This is a genomic window from Pseudomonas chlororaphis subsp. chlororaphis, assembly GCF_003945765.1.
GTDB classification, from domain to species: domain Bacteria; phylum Pseudomonadota; class Gammaproteobacteria; order Pseudomonadales; family Pseudomonadaceae; genus Aquipseudomonas; species Aquipseudomonas chlororaphis.
On sequence record NZ_CP027712.1, the window covers coordinates 4357902 to 4381850 of the forward strand.

Below are 23949 nucleotides of genomic sequence, written 5' to 3' on the forward strand. Positions count from 1 at the left end.
ATGGCCCCCCATCAAGGGTTAGAGACGACAGGTCCGATTTTGCGAAGGCAATAAAAAGCCCCGCACAGTGGCGAGGCCAATCCTCTATCTGTCAGCGCTTCAGCCGGCAGGTTTCAGTGGTGCCGGGGCGGCCATGACATAACGAGACATCAGGTAAGCCACCAGCCCGCCCAACCCCGCGCCCGCCGCATCCGCCAGAAACAGCGCCAGTTGCGAAGCCGAATGCTGGTAGACCCTGCACATCGCCACCCAGGCGTTCTCCATGAAGCCGGAAGCCCAGTCCCAACCGCAGGGGTAGACCATCAAGAAGGCCAGCCCGGCGAGGGTGATCCATCCGGACAACCTGGACGGAGTCTGCGAGAAGACGAACCGGGCCAACTGGCAGATACCGACAAAGAGCCAGGCCGCCAGCATGCTTCTCATGAATTGGTCGAATAACTCGAAAAAGGCCATGGCGCCCTACGCTGAAAAATTACCGAGCGATGATAGCCATTCGTGTCGCCATAAAAAACCCGGCGCAGCGGCCGGGTTTTCATCAATCGTTTAACGGTGCCCGTAGGCGGCCCCAGCGCCGGGCCTTCCTTAACGTCCAGCGGCCTGGCTAGCTCCTGCACCCTCTTCCCCGGCTCCACCTGCGACCTGGACCAGGGCTTCCAGCAAGGCCTCGGTGTGATTGATCGATTCCCGGATCTCATCGAAGGCATCCTCCAGATCGCGCACCTTCGCTGTCGCCGAAGCGCCGCACAGGGCTTGCTGGATCTGGAACTCATCCTGCTTGAATTGCAGGACATTGGCCCGCAGGCCTTCGATACGAAGGGACAACTGCGAAATGTGATGACGGCGACGCTGAACCATTTCCGATTCTCCTTCATGGCCCTCTTACTTATTCAGATCGTCACGCGCCGACAGATGTTCAGCGGTTCCTGACCAAAGGCACAGCGTGCCATGCCAGTGGCCAAGCCCTCAAAGCTTGCTGTCCAGCGCCACCAGCAAGGCCGCGTCCCGTCCGTAGATGTCCGGGGCATAGGACAGCTGGCCATGGCTGTCGGCTTGCGCCGTCCAGTACGTGAGCAGGATCGGTACCGGCGTCGATAGCCTGAACTCATGAGTGAGCCCGGTGCTCAGCAATTCGTCTGTGCGCACCCGTTCCGCCGGGCTCACCAGCAGATCGCGCAGCTGCAACGCATGCTCGACCCGCACGCAGCCCGAACTGAAGGCCCTTGGCCCCTTGTTGAACAGCGCCTGGCTGGGCGTGTCGTGCAGGTACACCGAGAACGGGTTGGGGAAGCGGATCGCCATCTGCCCCAGCGGGTTTCTCGGTCCGGCTTCCTGGCGCAGGAGAATATTGCCGGGGTTGTCCCAGTCGATATCCTCCACCGCCAGGGGATGCCCTTCGCTGTCGAGCACCTGCAGGTTCTGCCGATTGAGGAAGGACTGGTCGCGGCGAATTTCCGGCAGCTTGTCTTCGCGGAAAATGGTCGGCGGCACCGTCCAGGTCGGGTTCAGGGTCAGGCGCGTGACCTGGGATTTCAACAGTGGCGTCTGGCGCTCGGCACGCCCCACCTGGGTCCGGGTCTGCCAGACCGGCACGCCGCCCTGATAGACGATCAACTGCGCCGCGGCCAGGTTGACCAGCAGGCTGTCGGGCTCCATGTCCTGCGCCAGCCAGCGAAAGCGTTCGAGGTTGATGCGCAGCTGTTCGCGGCGCATCTGCGGGCTGATGTTCAGTTCATTCAAGGTCCCCGCGCCGATCACCCCATCGGCTTGCAGCGAATGGCTGAGCTGGAAGCTTTTCACCGCACTCACCAGGTCGCTGCTGTAAAGGGTGTCGCCTTCGTTGGCGAGGGTGCCCAGGTACCCCTCCTTGAACAGCCGTTGCGCCAGTTCCGGCACTCGCGCGTCCTGCATCTGCGGACGCAATAGCGGCCCGTTGGGAAGGGGCTGCCAATGGGGCAACGCCAGCTGGCGCTGCTGGGCATACAGCTGGCGCAGGTTCTGATATTGCTCGAGGCTCGGCCGCGCCAGCGCGAAGGCCGCCGGGATGTCCTGCAGGCCGGGCCCGGCGATGGCAAGCACCTGCGCCTGGCGATCCAGCTGTGAGGGATGGGCGTGCCACATCGGCTCGAAACGGGCCTGCGACAGACGGCCGTAATGCAGGTCATGCAGGGCTTGCAGGTAATGCTGGCTGAAGCTCAGGTCAGCGCACAGCGCGTCGCCCGCGAGCGCACTGGCCGGTGACCGGTAGTCGGCCGGGTCCAGGCCATCGTCGGCCAGTTGCTGCAACTGTGCCTGCAACGCCTCCAAACGTGCGCTGGACGACCAGACCGGCTGGTCACCCTGCTGTTGGTAAAAAGCCTGTAACAGGCTCTGGGCGGGAATGTCCAGGTGCACCGCCAACCCCGGACAGGCGGCGGACAATCGAGTGAATACCTGTTGCACAGGGTTCTCATGATCGACCGGTACATCCTGAGCAGTCGCGACCAACGGCGCAGCGAGCAGGAAAAGGCTCAAGTAACATGCGTGTTTTTTGAACAACTGCTTTACTCCAATCATGGCCATCATTGTGATGGTCAACCTCGGCAGTGGCTGCGAAAAATCATCCAACCACCTGTAACCAGAACTGCCAGGAGAGCGACAGGACGTCAGGAGCCAAAGTGACTGTGGGGACACTCTAGAATGCTGACCTTCTTGCGCCGGCTCTGTCTGGCAATGACCACCCTAGGCGCGATCTGCAGCCCCGCGCTCGCCGCCAACAACACGACTCCGCTGCTTTACAACAGCCTCGCCCACGCCGCTCCAGAACTCAATCCCCAAGTGTTGAAAAGTGCCTTGAGCGCCATGCAATGCGCAGTCAACAGCGGCGCCAGGCAAGCCCGGCACCTGGCGGTCATCGACTATTCGCAACCTTCCACCGCCCGCCGCCTGTGGATCTTCGACTTGAATAAAAGAACCCTGGTGCTGCGCGACCTGGTCGCCCACGGGCAGAAATCCGGGGAGAACTTCGCCACCCAGTTTTCCAATCGCATGGGCAGTTTCCAGTCCAGCCTCGGCCTGTTCCGCACCCAGGAAAGTTATGAAGGCAGCCACGGTTATTCGCTGCGCATGGACGGCCTGGAGCCAGGTTTCAATGACCTCGCCCGCGATCGGGATATCGTGATTCACGCGGCCGACTATGTGAGCCCTCTGTGGAGCCGACGCCAAGGGCGCATCGGCCGCAGCCTGGGTTGCCCGGCCGTGCGTCCGCAAGTGGCGCGCCAGGTGATCGACCGCCTCAAGGACGGTCAGTTCATGTTTTCCTGGTACCCCGACCAGCGTTGGCTGAAATCCTCGCCCTACCTCAACTGCCAGCCACGCCAGGTGGCCAGCATTGTCGCCGCCAGCGGCGGTTAACCCGTTCGCTCCTTAACCGGCGGCCGAGGCCGCCGTTTCCGGCTCTTCGGGTATTTTGACGAAGATGCTGTACTTCGCCCCTTCCATCGCTTCGAAGGCGATGAGCTTGTCCACCAGCGGGCCGCTCAGCACCTTGCCGGCATTGAGCAACAGCATGCCATTGTCGGCATTCAGGTTGCGCGCCAGGGTCATGCCCGGGGCCAGGTCGCGCGTCGTCAGGACCCTGACCGTCGGATCGGCCAGGGTGACATCGCTCTGATAAGCCGCGCAGACGCCGACGAAATCCTCCACCAGGTCGGGGTCGTAGAGTTTGCCGGCGTATTTGCGAATGAACAGCAGCGCCTCATCGCTGTTCATCTGCCGTTCGAGTATCAGCCCGCGTTGCAGCTCGATGAAGTCCACGGCCAGCTTGAGCCAGCGCGAGCCCAGCGGAATGGCCTCGCCCTTGAGATGATCGGGAAAACCACTGCCATCCCAGCGTTCCTGGTGATGCAGGATGATGCGCGCCGCGTCCTTCATCGGCTCCAGGGTCATCAGCAGCGACTCGCTCTGCTTCGGGTAGGCCCGGTACAGGTCGCGCTCGTTGTGGTGCAGCAGGTCCGCGGGCGCGGTCATCATGCTGTCGGTCCAGCTCAGCTTGCCGATGTTGTACAGCGCGGCGGCCATAGTCATGTTGCGGCTGTCGGCTTCGTCCAGGCCATGGGTGATGCAATAGACGCGAATCAGCTCAATGATCTGCCGGTTGGTCTGCTTGGCCTTGGGCAGGCGCAGGTTGGCCAGCAGCGAAAACACCTCGGTACCGGTCACGTAGCTGCGCTTGAGCTCTTCATACGCCAGATCGAGCATGTCGGCGGTCTGTTGCAGTTCGGCGGTGCGCGCCGCCACATGCTTTTCCAGGGTCGAGTTGAGGGTTTTCAATTGCTCGTTCTGTTGCCGGGTCAGGGTTTCCAGACGCTGGCGCTCGCTTTCGGAATTGTGATGGGCCAGGGCCTGGCGCAGCGTCACCAGCATGTCCTCGTCGTTCCAGGGCTTGCTGATATACCGATGGATCTGCCCTTCGTTGATGGCCTTGGCAATCAAGGTCATGTCGGCATAACCAGTGAGCAGGATCCGCAGCGTCGATGGATAACGCTGATGGATATGGGCCAGCAAGGTCGCACCGTCCATGCTCGGCATGCGGGCGTCACTCATGACCACGTCGACCGGCCGTTGTTCGAGGATCTCCAGGGCCTTGGCACCGCTGTCGGCCAACAGGATGTCGTAAGGCTGGCTGCGTAACAGCCGACGAAGGCTATTGAGAATCGATTCCTCATCGTCGACCAGCAGTACCGTCGGTCTGTCCTGGGCTGTGCCCGCTGTATGTTCTTCCATGGTTCCCCCTCCCCTTTGACTGCGATCAGACCCGCCTTCTGGGACAGGCTAGATGACTTGTAGTGTTTCGGCATGAATTCGACGCCGGCCGATTAGCGCATACGGGGGAGCCTGACTATGCTCAAGGCCAAAATGGACTGCATGTTCAGGAAGCAGGAAGGGAAGCCCGATGAGCTTATATACAAGGTGTCCGCACCGAGTTGGGGCACGCCGATGATGGCGTCGGCAGACCGGACCAACCGGCGAATTCTGATCGTCGACGACACGACGTCGATCCATGAGGATTTTCGCAAGATCCTCGCCTGCACGGATGCCCCCGGGGACAGCCTCAGCGACGCCGAAGCCGCCCTGTTCGGTACGCCCGTCAGTGCCTCGCTGGAGCATTTTTTCCTCGACTCAGCGTTTCAGGGCCGGGAGGCGCTGGACAAGGTGCAGGCAGCGCTGGATCACGATGCGCCTTATGCCATGGCGTTCATCGACATGCGCATGCCGCCCGGCTGGGACGGCCTGGAAACCATCGAGCGGCTGTGGCAGGTCGACCCCAAGCTGCAAATCGCCCTGTGCACCGCCTACTCCGACTATTCTTGGGAAGACATCGCCGAGCGCCTGCAACTGGGCGACCGCCTGCTGATCCTGAAAAAGCCCTTCGACGCCATCGAGATCCGCCAGATGGCCAGCGCCTTGACCGTCAAATGGCAGATGACCGAAGACGCCGAACTGAAAATGGACCAGCTGGAGCAAGCGGTCGAGGAACGCACCCGCGAGTTGGCCGACGCCAACATCATCGTGCAGAACAGCCCCACCATCCTCTATCGCCTGCGGGGCGAGCCATCGTTCACGCTGATGTACATCTCCCACAACATCACCAAGTTCGGCCATGTGGCGGCGCAACTGGTGGCCTCGGCCGACTGGGCCCAGACCCTGATCCACCCCGACGACCAGGCCAAGGTCAAGAACGCCATGCTGCGGATCCTCGATCGGGATGTGGCGGGAGCCTCCATCGAGTTCCGCATGCGCACCGGCGATGGTGCCTTTCGCTGGGTGGAAAACCGCTATATTCCGGTACGCAACGACCAGAGCCAATTGGTCGAGGTGGAAGGGATCATCCTCGACATTACCGAACGCAGGCTGGCCGAAGAAAAAATGGCCCTGATGGCCCGCACCGACAGCCTGACCGGGCTGGCCAACCGCGCCACCCTGATCGAGCGCCTGCATCAGGCATTCGCCGCGGCCCGACGGGGAGCCGCGCCCTTCGCGATGTTTTACCTGGACCTGGACCACTTCAAGCGCATCAACGACACCCTCGGCCACCCCATTGGTGACTTGCTGCTGCAGGAAGTGGCCCGGCGCATCAAGGCCTGCACCCGGGAAAACGATGTGGTGGCGCGCCTGGGCGGCGACGAGTTCGCGATCCTGCAACTGGACGTCGACGAGGCCACGCATTGTGCCGCGCTGGCGACGAAAATCCGCGACACCCTGCTGCTCCCCTACTCCTTGGAAGGCAACGAGGTGCGCATCTCGGTGAGCATCGGCATCAGCCTCTACAGCCCGCAGACCCTGAGTGCCGACAGCCTGATGGCGCAGTCGGACATGGCGCTGTATCGCTCCAAGGACAAGGGCCGCAACCAGTTCCATTTCCACAGCGAGGAAATCAACCAGGAGGTCACGGAGCGGGTGACCCTGGCCAACGACCTGAAGCTGGCCCTGGAACGCGACGAACTGCACCTGCATTACCTGCCGGAAGTCGATCTCGGTACCGGCAGGATCCTCGGCATGGCGACCCAGGTTCGTTGGCTCCACCCCCTGCGCGGCTGGCTCGAGGCCGAGGACTTCATGCCCGCGGCCGAGAAGACCGGCATCGTCATCGCCCTCGGTCATTGGCTGCTGGACCAGGCCTGCCGGCAGATGCGCGCCTGGCGCGACCAGAACGTGGCACCGCCATTGATTGCGATCCATTTGTCCCTGGTCCAGCTCAAGACCGGGCCAGAACTGATCTACGACGTATTGCGCACCACCGCGCGCTGGGACCTGTGCCCGTGGGACCTGAGATTCGACGTGACCGAGGGCACCCTGGCCCAGACCAAGTGGACCCACAACGACATCCTGCCCAGGCTGTGCGAGCTGGGCGTGAAGATCGCCATCGACGATTTCGGCACCGAATATTCCTCGTTCGACTACCTCAAGACCTACAGGGTCAACCACCTCAAGCTTGCCCAGCGCTTTCTCGACAGCGCCAGCAGCGACCCGGACAACGCCATGACGCTCCGGGCCATCCTCAACTTCGCCCGCGAGGTGGGCATCGGGGTCACCGCTGAAGGGGTGGAAACCCAGGAGCAGCGTACGACCTTGATATCCAGCGGCACGTCACTGGGGCACTCGCTCGGTGCGGCGGTCGACAGCGACCAGGCTGGCGAACTGCTCAAGGCCAGGTCTGCTGCTGTGGATGGCAGCACCAGGTCGGCGGATCCGACGTCGGAGAATTTCAGGTGAGCCCGTTATCCGTGGTGCCCAATCGGCGAATTCTGATCATCGACGACACACCGGCGATCCATCAGGACTTTCGCAAGATTCTCAGCCCCGAAGACGAAGGGCCTCTGGGCAACACCGAAGCCTTGCTGCTGGGCGCCAGCCGCAGACCCCATCAGCACTTCGAGCTTGATTCGGCCTACCAGGGCGAGGAAGCCGTGGAACTGGTCAAGCGCGCCCAGGCCGAAGGCCGGCCGTATGCCCTGGCCTTTATCGACATGCGCATGCCACCCGGCTGGGATGGCCTGCAGACCATCGAGCATCTGTGGAAAACCGATCCGCAGTTGCAGATCGCCCTATGTACTGCGTTCTCCGATTACTCATGGGAAGCCATGGCCGAACGTATCGAGTTCGGCGACCAGCTGCTGATCCTGAAAAAGCCGTTCGACAGCCTCGAAATTCGCCAGATGGCCAGCGCCCTGACCTGGAAATGGCAGCTGGCGCAGGACGCGGCAAGCAAGATGCGCAACCTGGAACAGACCATCGAGGAACGGGTCCAGGAACTGCTGAGCGTGTCGCACCTGCTGCACTACGATGTGCTCACCGGACTGCCCAACAGTACCTTGCTCGGTGATCGCCTGACCCAGCATCTGTCCCAGTCCCGCCGCCATGACCGCCAGTTGGCGGTGATGTTCATCGGCCTGGACCGTTTCAAGCGCATCAACAACGCACTCGGGCACCCGGCGGGAGACGAGATGCTCAAGCTCGTCGCCCGCAGCCTGGCGACCACGGTGCGCGAAACCGACTCGGTATTTCGCTACGGTTCGGACGAGTTCGTGGTGATTATCGGCGACATCCTGCACCCACAGCAGACCCGAGGGGTGGCCGAAAAACTCCTGGCCGCCATCAATACCCCTCATTCCGTGGCGGGCCACGACCTGACGGTCACCGCCAGTCTGGGCATCAGCATCTATCCCTACGATGGCGCCGATGCCGTAACGCTGATCAAGAACGCCGAGACGGCCATGCGCAACGTCAAGGACTGCGGCCCCAACAACTTCAGCTTTTTCATCGAAGACATGAACCTGCGCGCGCGCCAGCAGCAGACCCTGGAAACCGGCCTGCGCCTGGCGTTGCAGCGTGAGGAGTTCGTCCTGCACTACCAGCCCAAGCTGGACCTGGCGCGGGGCACGGTGGTCGGTGCCGAGGCGCTGGTGCGCTGGAACCGGCCCGGGTATGGCTGGGTGTTCCCCTCGGACTTCATCCCGGTGGCCGAAGACAGCGGGCTGATCGTCCCCCTCAGCCAATGGGTATTGCGCCGTGCCTGCCTGCAATCGCAGGCCTGGCAAGCGCAGGGCCTGCCGCCCATCTGCATGTCGGTGAATGTGTCGGCCATCGACTTCCGTCAGCACGACTATGTCGAACGCCTCACCCGCACGCTGGCCGAGACCGGGCTCGACCCGACGTTGCTGGAACTGGAAATCACCGAAAGCGTGCTGATGCAGAACGTCGACGCCACCATCGCCACGCTCCATGCCATCAAGCAGCTGGGGGTGCGCCTGGCCATCGACGACTTTGGCACCGGCTACTCGAGCTTGAGCTACCTGCAGAAATTCCCGGTCGACGTGTTGAAGATCGACCAGTCGTTCGTGCGTGACCTGGGCACCGACAGCAACGACGCGAAACTGGTCAGCAGCATCATCGACCTGGGTAAAAGCCTCAACCTGAGCATCATCGCCGAAGGCGTGGAGACCGCCGAACAACTGGACTTTCTCAAGCGTCACCACTGCGAGGAAGGCCAGGGTTTCTACTTCAGCAAGGCCGTGGAGCCCGAGGCATTCGCCCGCTTCCTGACCGAATCCCAGCGACCTCACCTGCCCCATCCATGAAGTTGTGCCTGGTAAGGATACCGACCATGTCGTCACTTGCATTACTCCTTTCGGCCAACCTGCTGCTCGCTCCAGGCGCCGAGGCCGCGCCATTGGAAGGACCGCTCAACCCCCTCCCCGCAGCACCGGCGCTGGACAGCAAGCGGGTCGAACTGGGACGACGCCTGTTCAACGACCCGCGCCTGTCGGTGAACAACAGCCTGTCGTGCGCCAGTTGTCATCGCCTTGATCGAGGCGGTGCCGATACCGTTCCGCACTCCCTGGGTTTCGATGGCAAGCCCGTGGCGGTCAATACCCCGAGCGTGTTCAACGCCAGCCTGAATTTCCACCAGTTCTGGGACGGTCGGGCCGAAACCCTGGAAGACCAGGTGCACATCGTGGTGCAGAGCCCCAGCGAAATGGGCAGCGACTGGAAAGTCGTGGTACAGCGCATCGCCGACGACCCGGCCTATCGCACCACCTTCGCCGATGCCTACCCCGGTGGTGTGTCCCAGGCCAACATCCAGGGCGCCCTGGCCGATTACGAACGCACCCTGCTCAGCGCCAACTCGCGCTTCGACCGATACCTGGCGGGCAACACCGAGATCCTCGACATCGAGGAAAAGTACGGCTACCAGCGCTTCCAGGAATACGGCTGCATCGCCTGTCACCAGGGGGTGAATATCGGCGGCAACATGTTCCAGAAGTTCGGCGTGCTCGGCGACTACTTCGCGGCCCGGGGCAACCCTACCGAGGCCGACCTGGGGCGCTTCAACGTCACGGGCGAAGAAGACGACCGCAATGTGTTCAAGGTGCCGAGCCTGCGTAACGTCGCGGTCACGGCGCCGTACTTCCACGACGGTTCGCAAGCCACCCTCGAAGGCGCCGTGGCGGTGATGTTCAAGTACCAGCTGGGACGTACGCCGTCCGAGGAAGACAAACGCCTGATCGTCAAATTCCTCAAGACCCTGACCGGCGAATGGGAAGGCAAACCTTTATGAAAGTATCCCGTCGCGTAAGCATCCTGTTGCTCGCCGCCCTGGCGGTATTGATGGCTTCGATCCTGCTCTTTCTCTACCTCAAGTCCAGGTCCGACCAGACCGTGACCTACACCGAATCGCGCGACCTGATCCGCCAGATCAAGCAGCAGGACTCGCTGTGGGAAAACGAAATACTCAAGGCCAGGGTGGCCATCACCCACAACTACGATCCGCTGGTTTCACCCCTGGGGGAAATGACACGCCTGTGGCAGAAATTCGACTCGATGGAGGCGCAGAACCAGCGCAACGATTCGCCGCTGTGGCGCAATGCCCATGACGGCTACCTGAACGCGATAAAGGAAAAGACCCGGCTGGTGGAACAGTTCAAGTCGCACAACTCCGTGCTGCGCAACTCCCTGGCCTTCCTGCCGACCGCCGAGGACGATATCCAGCAAGAGCTCGCCCAACTGCACGACGCGGACAAACTGCAACTGCAGAACATCGCCACCGATACCTACGACCTGTTGCTCAGCAGCCTGGAGTTCGCCCAGGTCACCTCCGACGACAGGGCCGCGGATATCCTGGTGGGCCTGAACAAGCTGACGGTCAACAAGGAGCGCTTGCCCACGGACTTCCATGGCCTGATCGATACCCTCAGCAACCACGTCGGGCTGATCCTGCGCGAGCAACCCAAGGTCAACCGCCTGCTCGAGGAAATCGAAGTGGTGCCGGTCGACGAGCGCCTGGACGACATCACCGTCCTGCTCAACCGCGACCAGCAACAGGCCGAGGCCGTCGACCAGCGATACCATTTCTACCTGCTGCTGTTTTCCGCGCTGCTGGTGCTGCTGTTGATCTGGCTGGGCATTCGCCTGATCCGCAGTTTTGCCGAGATCAACCAGATGAACCGCGCCCTGGTGGCCGCCAACGACGAACTCGAACAACGGGTCGAAGAGCGCACGCGCCAGCTCAAGGACACCCAGAGCGAACTGCTCGACACCGCCCGCCAGGCGGGCATGGCGGAAATCGCCACCAATGTCCTGCACAACGTCGGCAACGTGCTCAACAGCGTGAACATCTCCGCCGACCTGGTCAGCCGCAAGCTGCGCAACAGCAAGGCCCAGGGGCTGGGCAAGGCGATGCAGTTGATCAACCAACACAAGCAGGACCTGGGCAGCTATCTCACCGAGGACGAAAAGGGCAAATTGCTGCCCGGCTACCTGAACCAGTTGGTCGAGGCCATCGACCTGGAACAGCAAGGCATGACCGAGGAGCTGAGCCAACTGAGCAAAAGCGTCGATCACATCAAGGACATCGTCGCTACCCAGCAATCCTATGCGGGCGCCAGCAGCCTGCTGGAACCGCTGTCGGTCAGCGAACTGCTCGAAGATGCGCTGCGCATGAACTCCGGCGCCCTCACCCGCCATCATGTGACCGTGCGCAAGGAATACGCCGACGTACCACTGATCATGGGCGACAAGCATCGCCTGCTGCTGATCCTGATCAACCTGATCAGCAACGCCAAGTACGCCATGTCCGACCTGTCCAACCAGACGCGCAACATGACCCTGGCGGCAGCGGTGGTCGACGGCGAGACCTTGCAGATCAGCGTGCGCGACGAAGGCGAAGGCATCGCTCCGGAAAACATGACCCGCATCTTTGCCCACGGCTTCACCACCCGCAAGGAAGGCCATGGGTTCGGCCTGCACAGTTGCGCCCTGGCGGCCATCGAGATGAATGGCCACCTGACCGCCCACAGCGACGGCCCGGGCAAAGGCGCGCTGTTCGTCCTGCAGATCCCCCTGATCACCGCCGAGGTTGAGGCATGAACAACCCGATAAACCGGCGCATCCTGCTGATTGACGACACCCCGGCGATCCACGACGACTTCCGCAAGATCCTCACGCCCAAGACCGGCGACAGCGCCGACCTCGATGCGATGGAAAGCGCGCTGTTCGGCAGCGCGCCAAAAACCGCCGCCACGGTGTTCGAACTGGATTCGGCCTACGGTGGCCAGGAAGGCCTGGGCAAACTGCTGGAGGCGGCGGGCAAGGGGCAGCCCTATGCCCTGGCCTTCGTCGACATGCGCATGCCCGATGGCTGGGACGGCGCGCAAACCATCGAAGAGTTGTGGAAGCACGACCCACTGCTGCAAGTGGTGGTGTGCACCGCCTACTCCGACTATTCCTGGGACGAGTTGCTCGATCGCCTGAACGGCCACGACCGGCTGCTGATCCTGAAAAAGCCCTTCGACAATATCGAAGTCCAGCAGATGGCCAATACCCTCACCACCAAATGGGAAATGACCATGCGCGCGCAGCTGCAGATGAGCGAGCTGGAAGAACGGGTGGAGCAACGTACCCTGGCGTTCAAGCAGGCCAGCGCCGCGCTGCGACGGGAAATCGACGAGCGCAAGTTGCTGGAAAGCCAACTGGTGCAATCGGAAAAGCTCGCCTCCCTGGGCCAGCTGGCCGCCGGGGTCGCCCATGAAATCAACAACCCGGTCGGCTTCATTTCCTCCAACCTCGGCGCCCTGGACAACTACTTCAAGCGCCTGCAGGAGATGCTCGAGGCTTACGGCAATGCCGAAACCGGGATCGGCGCCAGCGAGCTGCGCGATCGGCTGAAACAGTTGCGCACGGATATCGAGCTGGATTTCCTCCTCGAGGACATTCCGCTGCTGATCAAGGAATCCAAGGACGGCATCGGCCGGGTCAGCCAGATCGTCAAGGATCTCAAGGACTTTTCCCGGGTCGATTCGACCCAGGAATGGCAATGGGCGAACCTGCAACAGGGCATCGACTCGACCCTGAACATCGTCGCCGCCGAGATCAAGTACAAGGCCGACGTGATCAAGGAGTACGCCGAGCTGCCGGAGGTCGAGTGCCTGCCTTCGCAGATCAACCAGGTGGTGATGAACCTGATCGTCAACGCCGCCCAGGCCATGGGCAACGAACGGGGCACCATCACCCTGCGCAACGGCGTCGAGGGCGAGAACGTGTGGATCGAAGTGGCCGACAATGGCTCGGGCATCCCGCCGGACAGCCTGCAGAAAATCTTCGACCCGTTTTTCACCACCAAACCCGTGGGCCAGGGCACGGGGCTGGGGCTGTCGCTGTCCTACGGCATCGTCAAGAAACACCGCGGCGACATCTCGGTGCGCAGCGAGGTCGGTGTCGGCACCACCTTCCGCGTCGAGCTTCCCGTGCATCAGAGCAGAAAGGCCGGCTGAACGCCCCCGCACTCCAGCCACAGGCTCGACACCACTGCTGCTTCTGTAGGAGCCAGGCTTGCCGGCGATCCAAGCGACGCGGCACGCCGGGGCATGCCGCAGGCCCGATCTCTTGTATGATGGCGCGCCTCAAGAATGGGTCGCCGATTTCGTCTTGCCAATGACCACCGGAGTACATCCGGCCTGACGCCTTCAGGGCACACACGCTTCCCCCGTCTTAAACAGCACGACGCTTTCCCGAGCGCGCCTGGCCCTTTGTGCCTGGTATTCGCCGGGGCCGGGATCGCCATCGTCGAGGAGTTTTCATGGATATGCTTTACCGGGCCTCCCGCCAGGGGCTGCCCGCCCCGCGGTTCGCGCGCAATCTGCTGAGCCTGCTGCTGGCCGGTGCCGCGCCCGTGGCCCAGGCCGCCGAGACCGAACTGCCGGCCCTGACCGTGACCGGCGAAGACCGCTCCGGTTATCAGGCCAGCAGCGCCGCGGTTGGCGGTTTCGAGGCAGCTCCCCTGCTCGATGCCCCCGCCTCGATCGCGGTGATCAATGAAGACTTGATCAAGGACCAGCAGGCCCGCCTGCTCAGCGAGGTGCTGAAGAACGACGCCTCGGTCGGCGAAAGTTATGCGCCGGTCGGCTACTACGAGAATTTCACGGTGCGCGGCTTCTCCCTGAATGCCGCCAACAGCTATCGGATCAACGGCCGCAGCATCACCGGCGAGCAGAACGTCGGCCTGGAAAACAAGCAGCAGGTGGAATTGCTCAAGGGGCTGAACGGCCTGCAGAGCGGCGTCAGCGAGCCCGGCGGGCTGATCAACTACGTGACCAAGCGCCCCACCGACGTGCGCTCGGTCACAGTCTCTACCGACGATCGCGGCAGCGGCTATGTGGCCACCGATGTCGGTGGCTGGTTCGGCAGCGAGCAGCAGTTCGGGCTGCGCGCCAACCTGGCCCACGAGGACATCCACTCCTATGTCGAACACACCAATGGCCAGCGCGACTTCGCCTCCCTGTCCTTCGACTGGAACATCAGCCCCGACGCCCTGCTGCAACTGGACATCGAGTACCAGACCAAGGAACAGCGCTCGGCCCCGGGTTATCAATTGCTCGGCGGCTCCAGCCTGCCGCACCACGCCTCGCCGAAAAAGCTCCTGGCGCACCAGAGCGGCTCGAAGCCGGTCGGCACTGACGCGCTGAACCTCAACGGCAACTTCGAGTACCGCTTCAACGACCAGTGGAAAGGCAACCTCAGCGCCTCGCGCAGCCAGGTGGTGATCGATGACTACAGCTCGTTCGCCTGGGGCTGCTACGGTGCCGCCAGTTGCGCCGGCGCGGCGGTGCCCAATCACTTCAGCCCCGAGGGCGACTACGACATCTACGATTTCCGCAGCCCGGACGATACCCGGCGCAACGACGAGGTCCAGGCCGTCCTCAGCGGCAACTTCGACACCGGCGGCCTGGGCCACGAACTCAGTATCGGCACCAGCGCATTCCGCCGCGTGGTGGACAAACGAGACCCGATCAACCAGATGATCGGTAGCGCCAACATCGACGGCGAGCCAGCGGATTTCGCCCGCTACGACGGACCGCTCAACGACTCCTACCGCCGCCTGGACAGCCGCCAGTACGGCCTGTTCTTCAACGACCGCATCAGTTTCAACGAACATTGGCAGACCGTGCTCGGCGGGCGCGAGGTACGCCTGGACGAGGAAACCTTCGACAGCCAGGGCGATACCACCCGCCACACCCAGCGTTATGTGTTCCTGCCCCAGGCCGCGCTGATCTACAAGCCGGTGCAGAACCTGGCGCTGTACACCCGCTACAGCAAGGGCCTGTCCCTGGGTGGCGAGGCGCCGTGGTTCGCCAGCAATGCCTTTGAAATCCTCGCGCCTACCGTGTCGCGGCAGATCGAGGCCGGCATCAAGTATGACTGGCAGCGCATCAGCCTGGCCGCGGCGCTGTTCCAGATCCGCCAGGCCTACCAATACTCCCGGCCGAATGGCGACGGCACCTTCACCTTCACCCAGCAGGGCGAACAGAAGAACACCGGCCTGGAACTCTCGGCCAATGGCTGGGCCAGCCAACGCCTGCAGGTCTCGGGCAGTGTCGCGGCGATCCGCGCGCGGGTCACCGGCAGCGACACCCCGGCGTACGAAGGTCACCAGGCGCTCAACGTGCCGACCCTGCGCGCCAGCCTCTACGGCGACTACGCCCTGCCCTGGTTCGACGGCCTGGCGCTGCTCGGCGGCGTGCAGTACAGCGGTCGCAAGTACGCCAACCGCGAGGGTGAGGTGCAGACTGGCAGCTACGCCGTGTTCAACATCGGCAGCCGCTACAGCACCCGCATCGACGGTTACGACACCGTGTTCCGGCTGACCGTGGACAACCTGTTCGACAAGCGCTACTGGCGTGACGCCGGTGAATACATGGGCGATGGCTACCTGTTCCAGGGCGCGCCCCTGACCGCGCGGTTGAGCGCCTCGATCAACTTCTGATCGGGGCCAGTCCTACTGGAAGGCATCGACCAGGACGTCAAAGATCATCCGGTTCGAGGTCCTGACCAGCAGCAGATCGGAGCCCGCGCGCCACCATTGGTAGCCGTCGTAACGCGGCAACTGCTGGACCAGCCTGGGGTTCAAGCGTCGCGACTGCTGCCTGGGTAACGTCCTGCCCCGGCGCAGGCTCTGCCTGGCATCGGCCGGCAGCGCCGCGGCCGGGTTCCAGTCCCGTTTCGAAGCCTGCAACAGCGCTCTCACCTGGTAGTCATTGACCACGGGAAGGCGCTCCCAATTCGCATGATCGTTGGAGTACCGGGCATTTGTCTGCGTGCCGGAATCCGCGCCGGCATCCAGCGGGATCGACAGCAGAATCGAGATGATCGAGATTAAAGAGCAAGCTCTGAACATCGCCTTCTCCAGGCATCATTGCGTCGAGCTTATGGAAAGGGATTTCCCGGCAATAGTTCCCGGGCAGGCGTGACTTGGATGTTTCGGTTAAAAATGCGCCATGGGCGCAAGGCAGGGTTGCAGGACGCGAGGGCAAAGGCTCTTGAATGCGCCGCACAAACAAAAAACGCCGCTCCTGGGAGCGGCGTTTTTTTAGCCTGGAGCGGATATCCGCCCCAGGTTCCGGTTCACCCGACAGGTCGGGCGCGGCCGGTATTACAGGGCCATGTCAGCCGACGGGTTGCTCACTGGCGCCTTTGGCTTTTCAGCCGCAGGTTGCGCAGGTGCAGCCATCTGGCCGATGGCCGGTGGCGGAGTCAATTGCAGCACTTCGCTGGTGTAGGCCCACTCTTGAGCGACACGCTCAGGACTGCCGTTGAGCTGGGTACCGTAGCTCGGCACGATCTGGTGCAGCTTCGCCTGCCAGGCCGGAGTCGCGACCTTGTCCTTGAAGACCTTCTCCAGCACGCTGAGCATGATCGGCGCGGCGGTCGAAGCACCTGGCGAAGCACCCAGCAGGCCGGCAATGCTGCCGTCCTTGGCGCTGACGATCTCGGTGCCCAGTTTCAGCACGCCACCCAGCTGCTCGTCGCGCTTGATGATCTGCACGCGCTGGCCGGCCTGCCACAGACGCCAGTCTTCAGCCTTGGCGTTAGGGAAGTACTCTTTCAGGGCATTCAAGCGATCTTCATCCGACAGCATCAGTTGGCCGGCGAGGTACTCGACCAGCGGGTACTCCTTGATGCCGACCTTGGTCATGGGCCAGATGTTGTGAGTGGTGGTAGTGGTCAGCAGGTCGAGGTACGAACCTTCCTTGAGGAACTTGGTGGAGAAGGTCGCGAACGGGCCAAACAGGATCACGCGCTTGCCGTCCAGCACGCGGGTGTCCAGGTGCGGAACCGACATCGGTGGAGCGCCAACCGACGCCTTGCCGTAGGCCTTCGCCAGGTGCTGCTCGGCGATCGCCGGGTTCTCGGTCACCAGGAACGAGCCGCCCACCGGGAAACCGGCATATTCCTGGGCTTCAGGAATGCCCGACTTCTGCAGCAGGTGTAGGGCACCGCCGCCGGCGCCGATGAACACGAACTTGGCGTCGGTCTGGGTTTCGGTACCGTCTTTCAGGTTCTTGTACACCACGCGCCAGGAGCCATCTTCGTTACGCTTGATGTCTTCCACTTCGCTCGACAGCTTGAGCGAGAAGTTCGGCTGGGCTTTCAGGTGGCCGACGAACTGGCGGGTGATCTCGCCGAAGTTCACGTCGGTGCCGAGCGGCGACCAGGTGGCGGCGATCTTCTGCTTCGGATCGCGCCCTTGCATCATCAGCGGGACCCACTGCTTGATCTGCTCCGGGTCTTCGGAGTACTGCATGCCAGCGAACAGCGGGCTCGCCTGCAGCGCTTCGTAGCGTTTCTTCAGGAACTTGATGTTGTCATCGCCCCACACGAAGCTCATGTGCGGAGTGGAGTTGATGAACGAACGCGGGTCCTTCAGGACATTGTTCTTGACTTGCCACGACCAGAACTGGCGGGAAATCTGGAACGCTTCGTTGATCTCGATGGCCTTGGCGATCTCGACCTTGCCGTCCTTGTTTTCCGGGGTGTAGTTCAGCTCCGCCAGGGCAGAGTGACCGGTACCGGCGTTGTTCCAGCCGTTCGAGCTTTCTTCGGCAACGCCGTCGAGACGCTCGACCATTTCCATCGACCAGCCCGGCTCCAGCTCATTGAGCCAGACACCCAGGGTCGAACTCATGATGCCGCCACCGATGAGCAGCACATCCACTTTCTTGGTCTCGGCGGCGTACGCGGAGCTGAGCCCCATCGTCATCGCCAAGCCCAGCAGGGCCGTGTTCACTTTTTTCAACATACAGTAGTTCCTACGATAGAACGCCATCCGCCCCCCCATTCTCGATCATCAGTCGCCCCGGCACCGCCATGGGTTCCCGCACTCAGAAGAACTGAAGGGTGGGCACACAAGGCCGACATGACACCATCGACCTCAGTTTATATGTCGCTCCTGCGCTGACTTCTTATTCGCTATTGGCTTCAGCTACTTGAGTGACACTATTTTGTTGGGGCGCCTTCGGACAGCGTCGATCGACGGTCCGAAACGCCCGCTAAAACCACATTCCCATAGAGAGACTAGTCGGGTGTAACCAAAGGAGTGAGTCAACAACACCCGGTACTACGATCGGCCTGCTGCCAACGCCCTCGATCACCGCCTGACAGCGGCAAGGCCACGGGTATCGCATACAGGGATCGCCCCCAACCCTGGCAGCCCTCCTGCTGAAAACGGACATAATGGCCATCATGGGTGGTGGCTAACGCGCCATTGTCTACTGGACGGATAAAGCCGTCAAAAAAACTGTCAGATTTGTCCTGTTTTTATGCAGAAAAGGACCTTGATGATTCAAGAGTTCTCCTGGATGCGAGCAAGGTGAGGCCCGGACAAGACCCGGCGAATACCCGGCACAAAAAAAGCCCTGATTAGTCAGGGCTTTTTTTGTGGGCAGGAACGCGCGATTCAACAGCAACGGGCTGTCACTTTGACAAGCCCTTCACAGAAGGCATGAAGCGGCCTACAGGCAATCATGCACGGCCTTTTTCAGCACCGCGGACTTGGCCCAGGGTGTTCCCTGGTAGAGCGAGACCAGGCTGCCGTTCTTCGATTTCACCACTTCCACGACCTCATCCGATGCCAGGCTGCCAGGAGCGGTGATCCGATAGCCGTTGGAGATATCGGACTGGGTGCTCCTGGGCGTCTCGCGCTGCCAGGCCGGCAGAACACACTGCGCGTAATCTTTCGGCGTTTTGCCAGTCAGCTCACTGACATTCGGCTTGCCCGGTGCCAAAGCCGTGGGTAACGAACACCCGGCCAACAGTCCCATCAGCGACGCGCCTAGCCAAACTCGCATATGTCTTCCTCATCCCTAAAAAATCGAGAAATGTATCACTTGCCCGGGCTTATCGTTAGAAACACCTGCTTCTTTCGCCGAACGGTATTCCCGCCCTGCGATCATCACCTGATATCGGTCAAAAAAACGTTAATCCCATCACGTCCCCGAAAGGTAAATGACAGTTTGTCCGCGGCAGCCCCGATTGACGGAAAACGCCCGCTGCCTGGCGCAACATGACACCCATTGAGGGCGGTTTCAGCCAGGGGCGTTTGGGGTACAGGAGAATGCTGCGAGGCATTTGAGGATGCGAACGGCGGCTGTCCATGCAGTTCGGATGAGTGGTGCAAGTCAACACGTCCTTTTGGGAATAATCTTGAATCGCCACCACCTAACACAGCCCAAAGGACGCGGCGATGAACAGCATCAAGACTTTCGAAATTCGCTACTGTTTCGCAGGTTCGCAAAGGACCTTCACTTACCAGGGCGCGCGATTGAGCGACAGCGACACCTGGTATCTGGCCTTTCTGCATTCCGGGTGCCTGATTACCCACGACACCCCCTGCGGCGGGACCTACCGCACCATGCAGATATTCGCCGAGCGCAGCGGCGTCACGCTGGCGAACTGGAGAGAGTTGTCTGAAAACTAGCCCTCCCCGCACAACTCAGACGTCCGACACTGGCGCAAGGAAGCGCTCAACCTGCCCGATGATCCACCTGCACAACGACTAGAAACCGCCGGCAAATGCCCGACGCCCCGCCCTGATCTCAGTCCGCAACTCACCAACGAAATTGGCCGCCGCGCGAACACTGGTGAGATGCTCGGTCGATACCCCGGTAATGAACAGATCGATCCGTCCGCTTTGCGGCTCGAAAACCTTGATTGCCAGGGAGCCGTCGGGGTTGACGGTGCAGGTGCAGGAAAGCGGCAGGAAACCGGACTCCAGGATCTGGCGAAGCTCGTCCATCGAGAGCATGAGAAATTCCTCCTTGGCGGCGCCATTTGGAGAGAGTGCCCGTTGAGAATAGGTCACAAGAACGGGGCTCATACCCAGGCATTCACTGGAAGTGTTACCCAGCACGCATTTTTACCTGGCCAATCCGCTCAGTGGCACGGTGCGAGCACGGCCCTGACCTTCCGTCGCGGCAACTCCACCCGGGAGCATTTTGACGCTGGACCGGCCAGGCGTTATGGTCGCTGGGCTTTCGCACCTCCCAAATCCGAAACGCCTTCCTCCAACCCCATCCAGGATCGCCGATGGCCGCCCCCGAACACCCGCATGAAGTGGCCCTGCAAAAGTTTCTCGCAGCGCGCCCGGAGCTTCGTGAAGCACTCGATCACCTCAATCCCTTGGCTGCCCAGGCCAGGGGCGAAACCCAGGAGCAATACCGCGCCGAGCGACTGCACGAAGCCTTCGAGGCCGAGGCGGAACGCCAGGGTCTGTTTGCCTGGGAACTGAGCCTGCAGTTGACCGTGCAGAGCGCGGAGGAATTTGCCGCGCGGCGGCTCGAAGTGCACCGGGAAGTGGCGGAAATGGCCGGCATGCCCTGGAGCGAGTATTGCGAGCTACACGGCCTGCCACGCGATTGAGCACAGCTCGGGCCTTCGATAAAGGATCATTGTCACCATGAGTCAACGCTGATGCTGCCCTCTTCCACCAGCCTTCGTAGTAACCCGGGCCTGCTGCGGCGCCAGAAATGGCGCGGCCGCATAGGCCTGTGCCTGGTCGCCAGCCTGTCGGTGCTGGCCGGCATGACCGACGCCATCGGCTTCATGGCCACCGGGGACTTCGTCTCCTTCATGAGCGGCAACACCACGCGCCTGGCCGTCGCCATCAGCGATGCCGACCTGGCCCTGACCCTGCATCTGGTGCTGCTGGTCGTCACCTTCATCGCCGGCAACGCCCTGGGCATCGTCGTCAGCCGCTTGGGCGGCCGCCGGGCCTTGCCGCTGCTGTTGTGCATTGCCACGCTGCTGTGCGCGGCAGCCGCCTGGCCGTTTGAACAACGGCTACCAGCGGTGCTGGCGGCGATCATCGCCATGGGCATGCTCAATGCTGCCGTCGAGGAAGTGAACGGGCTGCCCGTGGGCCTGACCTATGTCACCGGCGCCCTGTCGCGCTTTGGCCGCGGCCTGGGTCGCTGGATGCTCGGCGAGCGGCGCAATGGCTGGCGCATCCAGCTGGTGCCCTGGAGCGGCATGTTCGCCGGCGCCGTGCTGGGCGCCGTTCTGGAGCAGCATCTGGGCCTCACGGCCCTGTTCGTCAGCGGCCTGCTGTCGGCGCTGCTGGGGCTGTTGTCGCTGAAGATCCCCCATCGCTGGCAGCTGGGCTATATGCCGCGCTAAAGCCACTTCGCCGGGCCCGGCATAAAGCTTTATCATGGCCCCAGGTTTGCAGACAGAGTTCTACATGAAGTTCGCCATTGCCCTTTTTTCCGCCGCTCACGCGCCCTCCTCGCGCCGCGCCCTGGCATTCGCCCAGGCAGCGCTGGCTGGCGGCCACGAGATCGTGCGGCTGTTTTTCTATCAGGATGGCGTGCACAACGCATCGGACAACATCGTCACCCCGCAGGACGAACCGGACCTGCCCGCGCAATGGCGAACCTTCGTCAGCGAGCACCAGCTCGATGGCGTGGTGTGCATTGCCGCGGCCCTGCGCCGCGGGGTGTTGAACCAGGAGGAAGCCGCGCGCTACCAGCGCCCGGCCGTCAACCTGAGCGCGCCCTGGGAGCTTTCCGGGCTCGGCCAGTTGCACGACGCCATACAGGCGGCCGACCGCCTGATCTGTTTCGGAGGGCCATGAAACATGGCGCAATCCCTGTTGATCATCAGCCGCCAGGCACCCTGGTCCGGCCCCGGCGCCCGCGAAGCCCTGGATATCGTGCTGGCGGGCGGCGCCTTCGACTTGCCGATCGGCCTGCTGTTTCTTGACGATGGTGTGTTTCAGCTGGCCCCCAGGCAAAAAGCCGCTGCCGTGCAGCAAAAGGACCTCAGCGCCAATCTGCAGGCCCTGCCGCTGTTTGGTGTGGAGCAGCTGTTCGCCTGCGGCGCCAGCGTGGCGGAACGCGGCCTGGACCCGGCCGCGCTGAACCTGGACGAGGTGCAGGTCCTGGCCCCGGCCGAACTCGGCGCACTCATTGACCGTTTTGACCAGGTGATCACCCTCTGATGTCGACCTTGCACGTGCTGTCCCACTCGCCTTTCACCGACTCCCGGCTGACCAGTTGCCTGCGCCTGCTCGGCCCGCAGGATGCCATCCTCCTGTGCGGCGATGCGGTATACGCCCTGCAGCCCGGCAGCGCGCCGCTGGCGGCCCTGCAGGCACGCGGCGAGACGCTGTCGCTTTACGTTTTGGCGGAAGACCACCAGGCCCGAGGCCTGGAGGTTCCGGCCTGGGCCACAAGTGTCGATTACCCGGCGTTCGTCGCGCTGTCGATCCAGTACGACAAGGTCAACAGCTGGTTATGAACGCACTGACTGTCGGCGAACGCGCCATCGCCCTGGACAAGGACGGCTACCTGGTGGAACTGGGCGACTGGTCCAGCGAAGTGGCCGCGGCCCTGGCCGCGGCGGAACAGATCGAACTGACCCCCGAGCACTGGGAAGTCCTCGAGCTGCTGCGCGGCTTCTACCAGGAGTTCCAGCTGTCGCCCGCGACCCGCCCACTGATCAAATACACCGCCTTGAAGCTGGGCCCGGACAAGGGCAACAGCCTGCACCTGAACCGACTGTTCAAAGGCACTCCCGCCAAACTTGCCGCCAAGCTGGCGGGCCTGCCCAAGCCGACCAATTGCTTATGACCGATTACACCCCGCTGACCATCGAGACGCCCGCCGAGCATCCTTTCGCGCAGTTCGTGCGCATTCTCGGCAAAGGCAAACGCGGCGCTCGCAGCCTCACCCGTGAAGAAGCCCGGGAAGCCATGGGCATGCTGCTCGACGACAAGGTCGAGGACACCCAGCTCGGCGCCTTCCTGATGCTATTGCGGCACAAGGAAGAAAGCCCCGAGGAGCTGGCGGGCTTTACCGAAGCCCTGCGCCAGCGCCTGCAGGCGCCGCCGATCAAGGTCGATCTGGACTGGCCCAGCTACGCCGGCAAAAAGCGCCACCTGCCCTGGTTCCTGCTGGCCGCCAAGTGCCTGGCGCAAAACGGCGTGCGCATCCTGCTGCACGGCGGCGGCGCCCATACCGCCGGCCGGCTGTACACCGAGCAATTGCTGGAGCAGCTGCACATCCCGCTGTGCCGCGACTGGCAGGCGGTCGATACCGCGCTGGCCCAGGGCAACCTGGCCTTCATCCCCCTGGGCGACTGGGCGCCACAGCTGCAACGCATGATCGACCTGCGCAATACTCTGGGCCTGCGCTCGCCGATCCACTCCCTGGCGCGCATCCTCAACCCGTTGGGCGCGCGCTGCGGCCTGCAAAGCATCTTCCACCCCGGCTATCAGGGCGTGCATCGCGATGCCAGCGGCCTGCTGGGGGACAACGTCATTGTGATCAAGGGCGACGGCGGCGAAATCGAGATCAACCCGGACAGCGCCAGCCACTTGTACGGCACCACTGGCGGTATCAGTTGGGATGAGGAATGGCCGGCCCAGTCCAAGCAGCGCCATGTCAAACCGGCCAGCCTCGACCCCGAGCACCTGAAAGCCGTCTGGCGCGGCGATGTGCAGGACAGCTACCCGCAACTGGCGCTGATCGCCACCATGGCCCTGGCCCTGCGCGGGCTCGGCATGCCCCGGGAACAGGCTTTCGAGCAAGCTCAGCACTACTGGGACGCGCGCGAAAGATCGATTTAACCGATCATAACTGC

23 protein-coding genes are annotated in these 23949 nt (G+C 62.5%); 15 read left to right on the plus strand and 8 right to left on the minus strand.

The genetic code is table 11. The features are described 5' to 3' along the window. Nucleotides 1-99: 99 nt before the first annotated feature. From C4K27_RS19615 to C4K27_RS19625, 3 genes are all read right to left on the minus strand, one after another. Nucleotides 100-423: a hypothetical protein gene (locus C4K27_RS19615; RefSeq protein ID WP_169834595.1), complete on the minus strand. Its 324-nt coding sequence runs from the start codon at nucleotides 421-423 to the stop codon at nucleotides 100-102. A 159-nt stretch (nucleotides 424-582) separates the two neighbouring features. Beyond that, nucleotides 583-855 (minus strand): hypothetical protein, encoded by a 273-nt coding sequence (locus C4K27_RS19620; protein ID WP_053261818.1) that lies wholly within the window; start codon nucleotides 853-855, stop codon nucleotides 583-585. Between the two features lie 108 nt (nucleotides 856-963). Then, complete coding sequence (locus C4K27_RS19625; RefSeq protein ID WP_053262091.1) at nucleotides 964-2535, minus strand: L,D-transpeptidase family protein; 1572 nt, start codon at nucleotides 2533-2535, stop codon at nucleotides 964-966. A 141-nt stretch (nucleotides 2536-2676) separates the two neighbouring features. On the opposite strand from C4K27_RS19625, the gene C4K27_RS19630 reads away from it, so the two are divergent. Next, the gene (locus C4K27_RS19630; RefSeq protein ID WP_009044554.1) at nucleotides 2677-3390 is read left to right on the plus strand and encodes a murein L,D-transpeptidase catalytic domain family protein; all 714 of its coding nucleotides are present in this window, start codon (nucleotides 2677-2679) and stop codon (nucleotides 3388-3390) included. A gap of 12 nt (nucleotides 3391-3402) precedes the next feature. Here the strand turns inward: C4K27_RS19630 and C4K27_RS19635 are convergent, their stop codons facing one another. Continuing rightward, a complete protein-coding gene (locus C4K27_RS19635; protein WP_053261819.1) occupies nucleotides 3403-4761 on the minus strand; it encodes a response regulator c-di-GMP phosphodiesterase, NosR family in 1359 nt (452 codons plus the stop codon). Nucleotides 4762-4974: 213 nt separating this feature from the next. Here C4K27_RS19635 and C4K27_RS19640 point away from each other — a divergent pair, with 213 nt between their 5' ends. From C4K27_RS19640 to C4K27_RS19665, 6 genes are all read left to right on the plus strand, one after another. Then, nucleotides 4975-7251 (plus strand): GGDEF/EAL domain-containing response regulator, encoded by a 2277-nt coding sequence (locus C4K27_RS19640; RefSeq protein WP_053262092.1) that lies wholly within the window; start codon nucleotides 4975-4977, stop codon nucleotides 7249-7251. Beyond that, nucleotides 7248-9116 carry a putative bifunctional diguanylate cyclase/phosphodiesterase gene (locus C4K27_RS19645; RefSeq protein ID WP_053261820.1) on the plus strand — a complete coding sequence of 623 codons (1869 nt, stop codon included), beginning with the start codon at nucleotides 7248-7250 and terminating at the stop codon, nucleotides 9114-9116. The genes C4K27_RS19640 and C4K27_RS19645 overlap by 4 nt, the downstream gene beginning before the upstream one ends. Before the next feature lie 26 nt (nucleotides 9117-9142). Then, nucleotides 9143-10096 carry a cytochrome-c peroxidase gene (locus tag C4K27_RS19650; RefSeq protein ID WP_053261821.1) on the plus strand — a complete coding sequence of 318 codons (954 nt, stop codon included), beginning with the start codon at nucleotides 9143-9145 and terminating at the stop codon, nucleotides 10094-10096. Further along, nucleotides 10093-11904 carry a DAHL domain-containing sensor histidine kinase gene (locus C4K27_RS19655; protein WP_053261822.1) on the plus strand — a complete coding sequence of 604 codons (1812 nt, stop codon included), beginning with the start codon at nucleotides 10093-10095 and terminating at the stop codon, nucleotides 11902-11904. Before C4K27_RS19650 ends, C4K27_RS19655 begins: the two co-directional genes overlap by 4 nt. Beyond that, a complete protein-coding gene (locus C4K27_RS19660) occupies nucleotides 11901-13307 on the plus strand; it encodes an ATP-binding protein (RefSeq protein ID WP_053261823.1) in 1407 nt (468 codons plus the stop codon). Before C4K27_RS19655 ends, C4K27_RS19660 begins: the two co-directional genes overlap by 4 nt. 305 nt (nucleotides 13308-13612) lie before the next feature. Then, on the plus strand, nucleotides 13613-15796 hold the full coding sequence (locus C4K27_RS19665) for a TonB-dependent siderophore receptor (protein WP_053261824.1): 2184 nt from the start codon (nucleotides 13613-13615) through the stop codon (nucleotides 15794-15796). Nucleotides 15797-15808: 12 nt separating this feature from the next. Here the strand turns inward: C4K27_RS19665 and C4K27_RS19670 are convergent, their stop codons facing one another. The 3 genes from C4K27_RS19670 to C4K27_RS19680 form a co-directional block, all read right to left on the minus strand. Then, nucleotides 15809-16207 carry a hypothetical protein gene (locus C4K27_RS19670; RefSeq protein ID WP_053261825.1) on the minus strand — a complete coding sequence of 133 codons (399 nt, stop codon included), beginning with the start codon at nucleotides 16205-16207 and terminating at the stop codon, nucleotides 15809-15811. Between the two features lie 255 nt (nucleotides 16208-16462). After that, nucleotides 16463-18109, minus strand: a complete 1647-nt coding sequence (gene mqo, locus C4K27_RS19675; RefSeq protein ID WP_053261826.1) for a malate dehydrogenase (quinone) — start codon at nucleotides 18107-18109, stop codon at nucleotides 16463-16465. A 712-nt stretch (nucleotides 18110-18821) separates the two neighbouring features. After that, nucleotides 18822-19157 carry a hypothetical protein gene (locus C4K27_RS19680; protein ID WP_053261827.1) on the minus strand — a complete coding sequence of 112 codons (336 nt, stop codon included), beginning with the start codon at nucleotides 19155-19157 and terminating at the stop codon, nucleotides 18822-18824. A 395-nt stretch (nucleotides 19158-19552) separates the two neighbouring features. Here C4K27_RS19680 and C4K27_RS19685 point away from each other — a divergent pair, with 395 nt between their 5' ends. Next, nucleotides 19553-19786, plus strand: a complete 234-nt coding sequence (locus C4K27_RS19685; RefSeq protein ID WP_007929246.1) for a DUF6555 family protein — start codon at nucleotides 19553-19555, stop codon at nucleotides 19784-19786. A 78-nt stretch (nucleotides 19787-19864) separates the two neighbouring features. Here the strand turns inward: C4K27_RS19685 and C4K27_RS19690 are convergent, their stop codons facing one another. Continuing rightward, nucleotides 19865-20113 carry a DUF1652 domain-containing protein gene (locus C4K27_RS19690; protein WP_053261828.1) on the minus strand — a complete coding sequence of 83 codons (249 nt, stop codon included), beginning with the start codon at nucleotides 20111-20113 and terminating at the stop codon, nucleotides 19865-19867. 281 nt (nucleotides 20114-20394) lie between these two features. Here C4K27_RS19690 and C4K27_RS19695 point away from each other — a divergent pair, with 281 nt between their 5' ends. From C4K27_RS19695 to C4K27_RS19725, 7 genes are all read left to right on the plus strand, one after another. After that, on the plus strand, nucleotides 20395-20727 hold the full coding sequence (locus tag C4K27_RS19695) for a DUF6388 family protein (protein ID WP_053261829.1): 333 nt from the start codon (nucleotides 20395-20397) through the stop codon (nucleotides 20725-20727). Nucleotides 20728-20778: 51 nt separating this feature from the next. Then, nucleotides 20779-21483: a YoaK family protein gene (locus C4K27_RS19700; protein WP_053261830.1), complete on the plus strand. Its 705-nt coding sequence runs from the start codon at nucleotides 20779-20781 to the stop codon at nucleotides 21481-21483. 64 nt (nucleotides 21484-21547) lie between these two features. Beyond that, nucleotides 21548-21940, plus strand: a complete 393-nt coding sequence (gene tusD, locus C4K27_RS19705) for a sulfurtransferase complex subunit TusD (RefSeq protein WP_053261831.1) — start codon at nucleotides 21548-21550, stop codon at nucleotides 21938-21940. A gap of 3 nt (nucleotides 21941-21943) precedes the next feature. After that, nucleotides 21944-22306: a sulfurtransferase complex subunit TusC gene (gene tusC / locus C4K27_RS19710; protein ID WP_053261832.1), complete on the plus strand. Its 363-nt coding sequence runs from the start codon at nucleotides 21944-21946 to the stop codon at nucleotides 22304-22306. Then, nucleotides 22306-22605 carry a sulfurtransferase complex subunit TusB gene (gene tusB, locus C4K27_RS19715; protein ID WP_053261833.1) on the plus strand — a complete coding sequence of 100 codons (300 nt, stop codon included), beginning with the start codon at nucleotides 22306-22308 and terminating at the stop codon, nucleotides 22603-22605. Before tusC ends, tusB begins: the two co-directional genes overlap by 1 nt. Beyond that, on the plus strand, nucleotides 22602-22937 hold the full coding sequence (locus tag C4K27_RS19720; RefSeq protein ID WP_009044572.1) for a TusE/DsrC/DsvC family sulfur relay protein: 336 nt from the start codon (nucleotides 22602-22604) through the stop codon (nucleotides 22935-22937). Before tusB ends, C4K27_RS19720 begins: the two co-directional genes overlap by 4 nt. Further along, nucleotides 22934-23935, plus strand: coding sequence for a glycosyl transferase family protein (locus C4K27_RS19725; protein ID WP_053261834.1), 1002 nt, complete (start codon nucleotides 22934-22936; stop codon nucleotides 23933-23935). The genes C4K27_RS19720 and C4K27_RS19725 overlap by 4 nt, the downstream gene beginning before the upstream one ends. Nucleotides 23936-23949: the final 14 nt, after the last annotated feature.